The sequence below is a fragment of the Serratia proteamaculans genome, from assembly GCF_949794035.1.
GTDB classification, from domain to species: Bacteria; Pseudomonadota; Gammaproteobacteria; order Enterobacterales; family Enterobacteriaceae; genus Serratia; species Serratia proteamaculans.
The window spans coordinates 2,638,749-2,651,312 of record NZ_OX461105.1 but is presented as its reverse complement, the minus strand read 5'-3'; the positions used below and the strand labels follow the sequence as shown (position 1 = coordinate 2,651,312).

Sequence of the window (12,564 nt, the reverse complement as noted above, 5' to 3'; positions counted from 1 at the left end):
TTATGCAACAAGAAAACGTGATTGGCGAGTTCCGTTACCAACAATATGCGGTCCAATTGCCCCCGTTGCTTGAGGGACGTGAACCGCGTCGGCATCAGGTGGTGATTGTTGGCGGTGGCCCGGTCGGCTTATCGCTGGCACTGGCCTTGGCGAAACAGGGCATCGCCTCGTTGATTGTGGAAAATGACACCCAGGTCTGCACCGGCAGCCGGGCTGCCTGTATCTCCCGTCGCAGCCTGGAGATCCTCGATAAACTGGGGCTGGCCGACACCTTTGTCGGTAAAGGATTGGCCTGGACCCGGGGTCGCAGCTTTTACCAGGGCGATTTGGTGATGCAGTTCGACATGTTGCTGGATGATAACCAGCAGTTCCCGGCGATGATCAATTTGCAGCAATATTATATCGAGCAATTTCTGCTCGACGAAGTCTTGCGCCACGACGATTTGATTGAATTACGCTGGGGAACCGAACTGCAAAGTCTGGTTCACCACGATCATGGCGTGACATTGTCACTAAAAGCCAACGACATTGACTACCCGTTAGAGGCCGACTGGCTGATTGCCTGCGACGGCGGCCGCAGCCGGGTGCGGGAACAATTGGGGCTGCATTTGCAAGGAGAAGTGCACCATGGGCGCTTCGCCATCGTCGATATCGAGCTGGAAAGCGAAACGCCGGCCGAGCGCCGGGTGTGGTTTGAAACCGCCCTGCGCCCCGGCCCCATGTGGATGCACCGCCAGCCGGACAATATCTGGCGCATAGATTACCTGCTGGAGGATCATGTCAGCGACGAGGAAGGACTGAAGCCGGAAAACGTGCTGCCGGTGGTGGAACGTTTCCTTGAAATGGTCGGCGAAAAGGGAAAATGGCGTCCGATTTGGATCAGCATGTATAACGCCAAGGCGCTGTCGCTGGACAGCTATCACCACGGGCGGGTGCTCTTCGCCGGTGATGCGGCGCATGTGGTGCCAATATTCGGCGTGCGCGGGCTTAATGGTGGCCTGGACGATGCCTACAACCTGGGCTGGAAACTGGCCTACGTGCTCAAGGGGTTGGCGCCAGAGGCTTTATTGACCAGTTATTCCAGCGAACGCCGGGCGGCCTGGTGTGAAAATGCCGGACAGGCCAGCCGCAGCGCGGAGTTTATGTGCCCTGCCACTCCGGCCGGCAGCACACTGCGTAATGCGGTGCTGTCGCTGGCGGCTCGCCATCCGCAGTTCTCTTCGCTGATCAATCCCCGGCAGACCCACAGCATTTGCTACACCGATTCGCCGTTGAATACCCCAGTCGCCAGCCCTCCCGAAACCAGCGGGCCACAACCCGGCGCGGTGTTGCCGGAATTCCCCCTGTTGCTTAACGGCAAGCCACAGCATCTGACCCGCCTGCTGGATGCGCGCCATTTCACCCTGTTGCGCTTCCTGGCCCACGACACGACGGCCGCCCAGGAAATAGATCGCCAACCCCTGTTACGTGTAGTGACCATCGGCCGCCCTGGGCAGCCGCAATCCGGTGACGCCGGTGCAGTGGAAGACCCGCACGGACAGTTGCATGCCGCCTACAGTGGCCCTGCCGGGGCGTTGTACTTGGTTCGACCGGACGGTCACGTTTGTTGGCGCTGGACCAAGAGTGACCACGCGACGCCCGAAATGATTAAACAGGCATTATTGCGGGCATGTGGCCACCAGAATGACAACGGAGGATCATGAAATGAAGGTTAAGTTGAACGAACAACAGCTCGATGAGCTGTACAGCCAGTTTTATCAGACTGCCGGGCAATTTTCCGGCGAACCCCTGGCGTTATTCCTGGCCCGCCTGAATTTGTTGCTGTTGGATGCCCTGGCGGATGAAACGGCCGCCCGGGAACTGATTGCCGAAGCCGCGCGCTTTAAGCCCTGAGCCCAACGAGGACAAAACTATGCATGAATTAGCGCCCTGGCAGACACTGCCTGAACCCCTGCCGATCCTGACGACAGGCCACTGCGCGTATGAGGCCGTTAACGGAATTCAGCTCTATTTTTCGGTGTTCGGTGAAGGTGAACCGGTTATTTTGCTGCATGGCGGCGTTGCCAGCGCCGACTGGTGGGGAAGCCAGATCGATTTTCTGGTGAACAACGGCTATCAGGCAATCGCCATCGACAGTCGTGGCAACGGCCGCAGTACGCGTTCGGCGCAGCCTTACAGTTATCACCTGATGGCCGCTGACGTGCTGGCGCTGATGGATATTTTATCTGTCGAGCGCGCGCACATCGTGGGCTGGAGCGACGGTGCGGTGATCGGGCTGGAGATCGCCATTCACCACCCTAACCGCTTGAATACGCTGTTTGCTTTCGGGCTCAACGTTTCGCCGACCGGCGTGAAGCCCGGTTTCGACCAGACCGCTACCTTTCTGGCCGCCGCAGATCGGGCACAGCAAGAGTATCAGGCACTCTCCGCCACCCCCGATGAATTTGAGGCTTTTATCGCACAGATAAGCCGCATGTGGCAGCGCGAACCCAACTATAGCGATGCGCAGTTGCACAGCATCACCCGGCCGGTTGCCGTTGTTGCCGCCGAACATGATGAGGCCATCGCCCTGGATCATGCGGCGTACATCTCTGCCACCATCCCAACCTCAACCTGGATCCTGCTGCGCGGCGTCAGTCATTTTGCTCCACTACAGGATCCGCACGGGTTCAACCAGGCAATGCTCAGTTATCTGCAGGATTCGCTGTGAGCTTCGGATCCTGCGGCTCGACGGCCTGCTGGTAGTATTCGGCGATAAAATCAACAAAGCTGCGGATGTTAACCGGCAAATAGCGCCGGTTAACATAAACCACATACAGCGAGCGGTGGCTCCAGGTACAGTCTCTCATCAGTCTGACCAAAGTCCCGCTGGCCAGCGCTTCGCGCACCACGAACTCCGGTTCAAGAATAATCCCCCGACCTTCCAGCGCACTGGCCAACAAGGCATCGCCGCTGTTGGCCCGCAGTGAACCGAATACCGGCACCTCGGTCAACTGCCCCTGCGCATCCAAATATTCCCATTGTTCCGCACGCGGCAACAGTGAGTACACCAGACAGTTGTGGTCACGCAATTCCTGTGGCGTAGCGGGCGTGCCGTGGCGCTTCAAGTAATCGGGGGATGCGCAGAGGATGCGAGGGATATCGCACAGCTTGCGCGCCACCAAAGATGAATCCGATAGATTGGCCACGCGGATCGCCACATCAATGCCCTGATCTATCAGATTAACCAACTGATCGCTGAGGCAAAACTCCACAGATACGCGCGGATAGCGGCGCTGATAACCGGCGACAATGGTTGCCAGCTCCGCCCGGCAATACGGGTGTGGCGCACTGATGCGCAGCGTGCCCGCCGGCTGGCCCTGATTGCCCATATAAGCCTCCAGCGCCTGGCATTCGGCAGCAATACGCTGGCTGTACTCGAAGCATTCGCGGCCGGCCTCGGTCAACGTCATGGTTCGGGTAGTACGATGTAATAAGCGGACGCCAAAATGACGTTCCAGTTCGGCAATGACCTTGCTGACACTGGGGCGTGACAGGTCAAGAGCCTCTGCCGCAGCGGTGAAATTGCCCCCGCTCACCACCGCATTGAATATGCGCAATGCATTCATCATATCCATATTTACGTCCTTTAAGCCTGCTGCGTCATTAGCACAATATACACCCTCTATTGGTTCCTGTACGGCAACAGTGTGATTCGGCCAGCCCACTGTTTGTTCAGCGCTACCGCCGTTAATTTAGCTGCATTCCTCGACGAGGATCATCACCGACTTAACTAAGGACCTCCTATGAGTAGCCAGACTAAAACGTTCGAACAATGGCAGCAGCAAGCCAATGCACTGCAGATCGAAGGACGTGCCTATATTGACGGCCAGTACCAGGACTCGACCGACGGCGCTACCTTTGCCGATAACAGTCCGATCGATGGTCGGCTCTTGGCGGCGGTTGCCGATTGCGATCTCACCACCATTGATGATGCGGTTGCTGCTGCGGGCCGGGCCTTCGCCGCCGGGGTTTGGCGAGATAAATCCCCGGCCGAGCGCAAAAGTGTCCTGCTGCGCCTGGCCGATTTAGTGATTCTGCACCAGGAGGAACTCGCTCTGCTGGAGAGCCTGGATACCGGCAAAACCATTCATGAGTCGCTGGATATGGATATTCAGGACGTGGCAAAAGCCCTGCGCTATTACGCCGAAGCGATCGACAAGATTGCCGGCGAGATAGCTCCGACCGGGGACAGTTTCCACGGCATGATCACCCATCAGCCTCTGGGGGTGGTGGCGGTAATGACGCCCTGGAACAATCCGTTAATGATTGCCTGCTGGAAGATTGCCCCGGCGCTGGCAATGGGTAACTCGGTGGTGTTTAAACCGTCGGAAAAGGCCCCGCTCACCGGTATCCGCCTGGCGGAACTGACCCGTCAGGCCGGGATCCCCGACGGCGTATTCAATGTCGTTACCGGAGGGGCCCAGGTGGGTCAGGCTCTGGCACTGCATCCCGGCGTACGGGCCATGGCCTTTACCGGATCGACTAAGGTGGCCAAGCAACTGCTGATTTATGCCGGGCAGTCCAACATGAAACGCACCTACCTTGAGGGCGGCGGCAAGAACGCGCATATCATTTTTGCCGACACGCCCGATCTGGCACGCGCAGCACGCTTTGCCGCCCTGGGTTTTTGCGCCAATCAGGGTGCCGTTTGCGCCTCCGGTACCCGTTTGCTGGTGGAGTCCTCGATCAAAGAACAGTTCCTTGCGCACCTGCTGGAAGAAGTGAAACGCTGGCAGCCAGGGCATCCGCTCGATCCTGCCACCATGATGGGACCGCTGATTGATGCCGGCCATCAAGCGACTGTTCTCGGTTTCGTGGAATCTGCCCGTGATGAAGGCGCCAGCATCCTTTGCGGCGGGATCCCCGAAAAAGATATCGTTCCGGGTGGGCACTTCTTTACGCCGACCATCATCGACAACGCCACGCCGACCATGACCGCTTCGCAAAACGAGATTTTCGGCCCGGTCGCTTCAATCATTACCTTTGAGAATGAAGAAGAGGCCATTCGGCTGGCCAACGACAGCGAATACGGTCTGACCGCCGGTTTCTGGACCCCGGACATTGCCAGAGTGCACCGCATTGCCCGGCAACTGGAGGCCGGAACCGTCTGGGTCAATCACTTCCTGACGCGCGATATTCTCTCGCCTTTTGGCGGTTTCAAACAGTCCGGCATCGGCCGCGATCTGTCGATACATGCTCTGCGGCAATACGGGGAAATGAAAGCCACCTGGATCGCCCTGAAAGACATCGACGCTCACTAAGGAATCGCCATGAACCCAGATAACAAACTGACCGACAGCGGCCGGCGCCGGTTTATCGCCGCCAGTCTGGCCATCGGGGCCGCGGCCGCCTTGCCCTTCTCCGGCCATGCGCGCCAGCCTGTGCCCCGTAAAGCGGCAACCCGTAATGATGAGGGTAAATATGATTTTATTATTATCGGCGCCGGTTCGGCCGGATCGGTAGTCACCCGTCGACTGGTGGACGCCGGGTTAAAGGTATTACTGCTGGAAGCCGGGCCAAGAGATGATATGCCGGCGATCCATAACCCGCCTCAGGCGATGGAACTGTGGCATTCCGCTGTCGATTGGGGATTTTCTACCCAGCCGCAAATTTACGCCGGCAAACAGGATATTTACTGGCCACGCGGCAAGACGCTGGGCGGCTCCAGCGCGATCAACGGCATGATGTACGTGCGTGGCCTGCCCGCCGACTATGACAATTGGGCCGCGCTGGGGGCCACCGGCTGGAGCTGGCAGGAGGTTCTGCCTTATTTTCGCAAGGCGGAGCACTGCAATATCAGCGGGCTGTCCGCGATGCACGGCACCGGCGGCCTGTTGCAGGTATCCAGCCCGGCTATGACGCCATTGGCGCACGCTTTTGTTGAGGCCGGGCAACAGGCCGGGTTGCGACTAGTAAAGGACTACAACGACGGCCAGGATTCAAGTGGGATCAGTTTCCCGCAGTACACCATGACGCCGGACGGTAAACGCGCCAGTGCCTGGGTCTGTTATGGCGATGCCATCAGACAGGCCGACAACCTGTCGGTGATCACCGAAGCACGGGTGCTAAAACTGTTAAACCAGCGTGACCGTATCACCGGCGTGCACTTTATTCATCGCGGCGTCGACTACCGTATCGAAGCGCGTCATGAAGTGCTGCTGTGCGCCGGCTCGTTGATGAGCCCCTCTATTTTGCTGCACTCCGGTATCGGCCCGGCGGAACAACTGGAAAAAATGGGGATAACTCCTTTGGTTAACCTGCCCGGCGTGGGTGAAAACCTGCATGACCATCTGGTGTGCCCGATGGTCTGGTCTTCACCACAGCCGGTGACGGTCGGGTTGGCTTCGGGTATTGAAGCGCAGATTTTCCATAAGTCAGCGCCGCAGCTCTCAGCGCCGGATACCCAGTCACTGCTGTTCACTATGCCGTTCCTGCCAGGGGTGAATCAGGGTTACACCGTCACACCGGGTCTGGTGCGACCGCAAAGCCGTGGCCGCCTGTGGCTTAACTCACGTGACCCCTTGCAGCCCCCGTTAATGGACCCCCGGGTGTTTTCCGAAGGTGAGGATCTGGAGGTGATGACCGACAAAGCCCTGCTGTTACGCGAAGTGATGCATCAATCGGCACTTACGCCATGGCGCGGCAAGGAGATGGGAATGGACGGCGTAGACAATCGTCGGCAAATGCGCGACTACATCAGCCGCATGACAGGTTCCTACCACCATCAGGTCGGCACCGCACGCATAGGTTCCGACGCTATGGCGGTGGTCGACCCGCAATTGCGTGTGCATGGCCTGTCGGGGCTGAGGGTGATCGACGCTTCCGTGATGCCGGTCATTCCTACCGGCAATACTAACGCGCCCAGCATCATGATCGGTGAAAAAGCCGCCGACATGATCCTGTCGAGCCATCAAATTAAGGCGATATAACCATGACTACCACCGTATTGATTACCGGTGCCAACAAGGGGCTGGGTTATGAAACCGCCCGCCGTCTGGCCGAACGCGGCTGGCGCGTGGTACTCGGTGCCCGCGATCCCTTGCGTGGCGAACAGGCGATTCAGGCGCTGACGTTATTGGGGTTGAAGGCTGAACTGCTGGTGCTTGATGTAACCTCGGAAGAATCGGTCCGGCAAGCCGCGGCTGATTTCAGCAAGGCTTACGGCCAGCTCGACGTGTTGATCAATAATGCCGGGGTTGGCGGGTCACGCGAGCATCCAACCCAAACCGGTGCCGCCGCGCTGGCAGAGATGTATCAGGCCAATGTTTTCGGCGTGGTGCGTATGATGCAAGCTTTTCTGCCCTTGCTGCAGGCAGCAAAAAATCCCAGAGTGGTGATGGTATCCAGCTCGCTGGGGTCATTGCACACCATGACCGGCAAAGGCGGTGCAACCTTCGAGGCCGGGCTGCTGCAACTGGCCTATCCGTCCTCCAAGGCAGCACTCAACATGCTGGTCACTCAGTATGCCAAGGCCTTGCCGACGATCAGGATCAATGCCGTCAATCCGGGCTTTACTAAAACCGACATCAATCACCATACCGGTCATCAGACGGTGACGGAAGGAACGGATGCCATTGTGAGACTGGCCTCTATCGGCAATGATGGGCCCACCGGCGGATTCTTTGACCGTCACGGTGAAATACCCTGGTGATCGACAGTTTTACCTCCGCTAAAGTCAGTTAATGTCTAAGTAACAACTTATTAATAATAAGTTGTTACTTCAAAAATCCCTCCGTACCCAGCTTGCCATCCCGGTGAAAATTACCTGCAAAATAAACGTATTGGGCCGGTACCCCTGTTTTCTTTGCGGGAGTTTTTCGTGCCTTGTCAAGCGCTCCATTATCCCCAAATCACGCCATTATTGGCTAATAAAGCAGCAATTTGTTGATTTTTATCGAAAAAACAATAAATTCTGCCCGGCCAAATAACTATTGAGCCGGGGGGTAAAAAGCCATATATTGGGCGCGTTTTTTCACGGTAGTTACTTATTCAATTTAATAATTCAACTAGGGTGGTATCGATACCCCCAGTTGTAGGAGAGATATGATGACGGATAAAGTCCGTATTGATAATTTCGGTGTGAGTTTAGAAAATGTAAACAACGAAACATATTTGGCGAGACAAGCCGAATTTGAATCGAATGTCAGGAGTTACCCCCGTAAATTGCCGTTGGCAATTGCGAAAGCCCAAGGCGTGTGGATCACCGATGTTGAGAATAATCAATATCTTGATTGCCTGGCTGGTGCGGGTACGCTGGCTCTGGGTCATAACCACCCTGACGTCCTTCAAAGCATCCAAAATGTCATTACCAGCGGCTTGCCGTTACATACTCTCGATCTTACAACCCCGTTGAAAGATCAGTTCTCAGCTTATTTGCTCTCTTTATTGCCGCAACAGGGCCAGGAATATTGCCTGCAGTTCTGTGGCCCATCGGGTGCGGATGCGGTCGAAGCCGCACTGAAGCTGGCGAAAAAATACACCGGCCGTTCTGGGGTGATCAGCTTCTCCGGCGGCTACCATGGCATGACCCATGGCGCGCTGGCGGTCACAGGCAACCTGTCACCGAAAGAAGCGATTAACGGCATGATGCCGGAAGTCCAGTTTATGCCTTACCCGCACGAATACCGCTGCCCACTGGGCATCGGCGGTGAAGCTGGCGTTAAGGCACTGACCTACTATTTTGAAAACCTGATTAACGACGTCGAAAGCGGCGTGCGCAAACCTGCGGCCGTCATTCTGGAAGCGGTTCAGGGTGAAGGCGGCGTCAACCCGGCCCCGGTCGAATGGTTGCAGCGCATTCGCAAAGTCACTCAGGAACACGGCATTCTGCTGATTATCGACGAAGTTCAGGCCGGCTTTGCCCGTACGGGTAAACTGTTCGCCTTTGAACACGCCGGTATTGAGCCGGACATCATCGTGATGTCCAAAGCGGTAGGCGGCGGTTTGCCGTTGGCGGTGTTGGGCATCAAGCGAGAATTTGACGCCTGGGAGCCTGGCCACCACACCGGCACCTTCCGTGGTAACCAACTGGCGATGGCCACCGGCCTGACCACCCTGCAGCACCTTAAAGATAACAACGTGGCCGATAAGGTCGCCGCACAAGGCGAATGGCTGAAAGCCAAGCTGGCCGAGCTGCAAAAACGTTATCCGGCAATAGGTCACGTGCGCGGTCTGGGCTTAATGATTGGCATGGAAATCGTTAAACCTGACGAAGCGCAGGATCATATGGGTTGCTACCCGGCGGATCCGCAGTTGTCTGCCCTGCTGCAGAAAAAATGCTTCGAAGCCGGGTTGATCCTGGAGCGTGGCGGCCGTAACGGTAACGTACTGCGTCTGCTGCCTTCCCTGCTGATCACCAACGATGAGCTGGGCATTTTCCTGGATAAATTTGAACAGGCCCTGTTAGCCGCCGGCGTCAAGCCTGTAGGCATGGAGTGAATTTAATGTCCCGGTCAAACCCGATTCTGGCCGCCTCGGCGCAAAGCACCGAAGCTTACCAGCAAGCGATCGAGCAAAGTAGCCAGGCGGTAGTGCAGTGGCTGCAACAACCCGAGATGTATCAGGGAAAAACCGTTGCCGAACTGCGTGAACGCATTACGCTGGATTTTAATCCGCAGGGCCTGGGCAACCAGGCGGCCATCGAACGCGCGATTGAATACTTTTTAAAAGACAGCCTGTCGGTGCATCACCCGCAGTGTGTCGCGCATTTGCATTGCCCAAGTCTGGTGATCAGTCAGGCGGCGGAAGTGTTGATCAACGCCACCAACCAAAGCATGGACTCCTGGGACCAAAGCCCGTCAGCCACCATCATCGAGATGAAGCTGATCGAGTGGTTGCGTACCCAGGTTGGCTATCAGCCTGGCGATGCGGGCGTGTTCACCAGTGGTGGTACCCAGAGCAATCTGATGGGCCTGATGCTGGCACGCGATGCCTTCTTCGCCAAGCAGGGGCACTCAGTGCAACAGGATGGTCTGGTCGGTAACCTGCGCAAGATTAAAGTATTATGTTCTGAAAATGCCCATTTCTCGGTGCAGAAGAACATGGCGTTGCTCGGTCTGGGTTACCAATCCGTCACGCTGGTGAAAACCGATCAATTCGCACGGATGGATGTGAACGACCTGGCCGAAAAACTGGCGCAAGCCAAGGCCAATGACGAGCAGATCCTGGCGATTGTCGCTACCGCGGGCACCACCGATGCCGGGGCTATCGACCCGCTGCGTGCAATTGCGCAGTTGGCGGCGGAACACCAGGTCTGGGTGCACGTTGATGCGGCCTGGGGCGGCGCGCTGCTGCTTTCCGAGAAGTACCGTGACTACCTGGACGGCATTGAACTGGTGGACTCCATTACCCTGGACTTCCATAAGCAATTCTTCCAGACCATCAGTTGCGGCGCTTTCTTGTTGAAAGAGGCCCGTCATTATGAGCTGATGCGTTATCAGGCGGCCTACCTGAATTCCGAGTTCGACGAAGCTCAGGGTGTGCCTAACCTGGTGTCTAAATCCTTGCAGACCACCCGCCGTTTTGATGCGTTAAAACTGTGGATGGGGCTGGAGGCGTTAGGCCAGCAACAATATGCCGCGATCATCGATCACGGCGTGACGCTGGCGCAACAGGTTGCCCACTATATTGGCGACCAACCGGCGCTGGAGCTGGTGATGCAGCCACAGTTGGCCAGCGTGCTGTTCCGCTACCGTCCGCAGTCATTAGCCAACAGCGGCGATGCCGCAGTGGCACTGCTGAACCAGCGGATTGGCGATGCGCTCCTGGAGTCAGGGCGTGCCAACGTTGGGGTGACCGAGTTTAACGGTGTGACCTGCCTGAAAATGACGTTGTTAAACCCAACGGTCAGCCTGGACGATATCAAAGTCCTGCTGGCACTGGTGGATCAAACCGCGCAGCAGTTGCCTGCCGCTTAATCCGCCCTGACCGGCAGCGAAAAGCCGATAACCTTTGCGGGTTATCGGCTTTTTCTTTTAGCGAACGCCTTATTGGTAATCAATAAGGCCTAACTGCTTAGCCATAAATAATTCATTACGCTCTACAATTTCTTCAACAATCTTCCCTTCTTTGCCAAACCGAAAATAAGTCAACGATGTCCAGGTCACATCCTTGCCGGTGACATCAAACCCGTGCCAGGTATTCGAGCCTTTGGCTACGTGGGTTAAAGCCACCACTACCGTATCGGAGGTAACCACTTCTTTTTGGAAAGTGGTCTGTATAGATGCATAACGGTCGGTCACATGAAGGCGTAATGCCGTTTTGAAGGGGTCTATCCCGACAATCGGCTCAGCAACGTCGGGGCGATGAATAATGACATCATCGGCAAAGAATTCGCTGACTCGTTCCACATCTTTCCCATCGACGCAAATTGAAAAATAGTTTTTTACAACCCTTAGAATATCCGTCATATATGACTCCATAATTGTGACTTTCCACGTAGAACAACTTTGTTCTCGAAACTGTCGATATAGTGACAATTCCAAACGTGATGAAAAAGTCTTATTCTGGAAAACAGATTTCCGCCAACTGGAAAATACCCATGGATCGCTGGACCGAGTATGAGCTTTTTGTAAAAACATCAGAGTTAGGCAGTTTAAGCAAGGCGGCGGAAGCGCTAAGTTTGTCGAACGCCGCCGCCAGCCGTCACCTGGCAGCGCTGGAGGATCGCCTTGGCGTGAGACTAATAGAACGCAGCACCCGCAGGTTATTTGTGACTGAAGTGGGTAAAGCGTTTTACGCCAGTGCCAAAGCGGCCCTCACTACCATGCAAAGTGCAACCGATGCGGTCACCGCCAGCAAAGACCATCCGGTGGGTGTCTTACGCATTACCGGATCCTTGTCACTTTGCCTTCGGCTCATATTCCCTTTAATACCTCAATTCAAGTTACTAAACCCGGATGTCCGTTTAGAGATCGTTGCGGAGAATCGCTATTACGACATCATTGACGATAATATCGATATCGCCATTCGCACCCGAGAAAGCGAGCCAGATACCGGGCTTATTGTGCGTAAATTGACAGAAACGAAACGGGTTTTAGCGGCAACGCCAGAGTATTTGCAACGGCATGGCACACCCAATCACCCGCGGGAGCTTGCTGACCATCAGCTATTGCTCTACTCCTATGCCAACGACCCCTATAAAATGATTTTTCAGCGAGGCGAGGAGTTTGTCACCACCTTCCCCCAACCCGCTCTTGAAGCCAATGACGGCTATCTGATAAGGGCTGCTGCACTGCAAAATCTGGGCATTTTGGCGCAACCCACCTATGTGATTCAGGAAGACCTGCAGTCGGGCCGATTAGTCCAGATTCTGAGCGACTGGGCGCTCCCCGGCCTGGCCGTCAATCTGGTTTATACCTCTCGCCAGCACTTGCCGGCGAAAACACGGGCCTTTATCGATTTTCTGGTTAAAGCCTTTCAGTAGCACCGGCAGACGGGGGTGATTTCTTCAGCATTTCAGTTGTCTTGTGGGGTAGAAAATATAACTATGCTGGATAGATTGCAGAAGACGCAGCATTTGCA

At 56.0% G+C, this 12,564-nt stretch carries 11 protein-coding genes; 9 read left to right on the top strand and 2 right to left on the bottom strand.

Annotated features, from left to right (window positions below):
• Positions 1 to 2: 2 nt before the first annotated feature.
• Genes QOT07_RS12415 through QOT07_RS12405 form a run of 3 tightly spaced genes read left to right on the top strand, consistent with a single transcriptional unit; the run spans position 3 to position 2,710 of the window.
• Positions 3 to 1,703 carry an FAD-dependent monooxygenase gene (locus QOT07_RS12415; protein ID WP_283603253.1) on the top strand — a complete coding sequence of 567 codons (1,701 nt, stop codon included), beginning with the start codon at positions 3 to 5 and terminating at the stop codon, positions 1,701 to 1,703.
• A gap of 1 nt (position 1,704) precedes the next feature.
• Positions 1,705 to 1,893, top strand: coding sequence for a hypothetical protein (locus QOT07_RS12410; protein ID WP_219016187.1), 189 nt, complete (start codon positions 1,705 to 1,707; stop codon positions 1,891 to 1,893).
• Positions 1,894 to 1,912: 19 nt separating this feature from the next.
• Entirely contained in the window at positions 1,913 to 2,710 is a 798-nt protein-coding gene (locus QOT07_RS12405; protein WP_283603252.1) for an alpha/beta fold hydrolase, read from the top strand.
• Here the strand turns inward: QOT07_RS12405 and QOT07_RS12400 are convergent.
• Positions 2,685 to 3,617, bottom strand: a complete 933-nt coding sequence (locus tag QOT07_RS12400; protein WP_283603251.1) for a LysR family transcriptional regulator — start codon at positions 3,615 to 3,617, stop codon at positions 2,685 to 2,687. The two genes, QOT07_RS12405 and QOT07_RS12400, sit on opposite strands and share 26 nt — an antisense overlap.
• Positions 3,618 to 3,785: 168 nt before the next feature.
• Between QOT07_RS12400 and QOT07_RS12395 the strand changes: the two genes are divergently transcribed.
• From QOT07_RS12395 to QOT07_RS12375, 5 genes are all read left to right on the top strand, one after another.
• On the top strand, positions 3,786 to 5,303 hold the full coding sequence (locus QOT07_RS12395) for an aldehyde dehydrogenase family protein (RefSeq protein WP_283603250.1): 1,518 nt from the start codon (positions 3,786 to 3,788) through the stop codon (positions 5,301 to 5,303).
• A gap of 9 nt (positions 5,304 to 5,312) precedes the next feature.
• Positions 5,313 to 6,971 (top strand): GMC family oxidoreductase, encoded by a 1,659-nt coding sequence (locus QOT07_RS12390; protein WP_283603249.1) that lies wholly within the window; start codon positions 5,313 to 5,315, stop codon positions 6,969 to 6,971.
• 2 nt (positions 6,972 to 6,973) lie between these two features.
• Positions 6,974 to 7,693: an SDR family oxidoreductase gene (locus QOT07_RS12385; protein WP_219016182.1), complete on the top strand. Its 720-nt coding sequence runs from the start codon at positions 6,974 to 6,976 to the stop codon at positions 7,691 to 7,693.
• Between the two features lie 395 nt (positions 7,694 to 8,088).
• Positions 8,089 to 9,480, top strand: a complete 1,392-nt coding sequence (locus tag QOT07_RS12380) for a diaminobutyrate--2-oxoglutarate transaminase (RefSeq protein WP_198404395.1) — start codon at positions 8,089 to 8,091, stop codon at positions 9,478 to 9,480.
• 5 nt (positions 9,481 to 9,485) lie between these two features.
• Positions 9,486 to 10,958: a pyridoxal phosphate-dependent decarboxylase family protein gene (locus QOT07_RS12375; RefSeq protein ID WP_099062014.1), complete on the top strand. Its 1,473-nt coding sequence runs from the start codon at positions 9,486 to 9,488 to the stop codon at positions 10,956 to 10,958.
• Between the two features lie 69 nt (positions 10,959 to 11,027).
• Here QOT07_RS12375 and QOT07_RS12370 read toward each other — a convergent pair whose 3' ends face one another.
• Positions 11,028 to 11,450: an ester cyclase gene (locus QOT07_RS12370; RefSeq protein ID WP_219016180.1), complete on the bottom strand. Its 423-nt coding sequence runs from the start codon at positions 11,448 to 11,450 to the stop codon at positions 11,028 to 11,030.
• Between the two features lie 131 nt (positions 11,451 to 11,581).
• Here QOT07_RS12370 and QOT07_RS12365 point away from each other — a divergent pair, with 131 nt between their 5' ends.
• Positions 11,582 to 12,466: a LysR family transcriptional regulator gene (locus tag QOT07_RS12365; protein WP_283603248.1), complete on the top strand. Its 885-nt coding sequence runs from the start codon at positions 11,582 to 11,584 to the stop codon at positions 12,464 to 12,466.
• Positions 12,467 to 12,564: the final 98 nt, after the last annotated feature.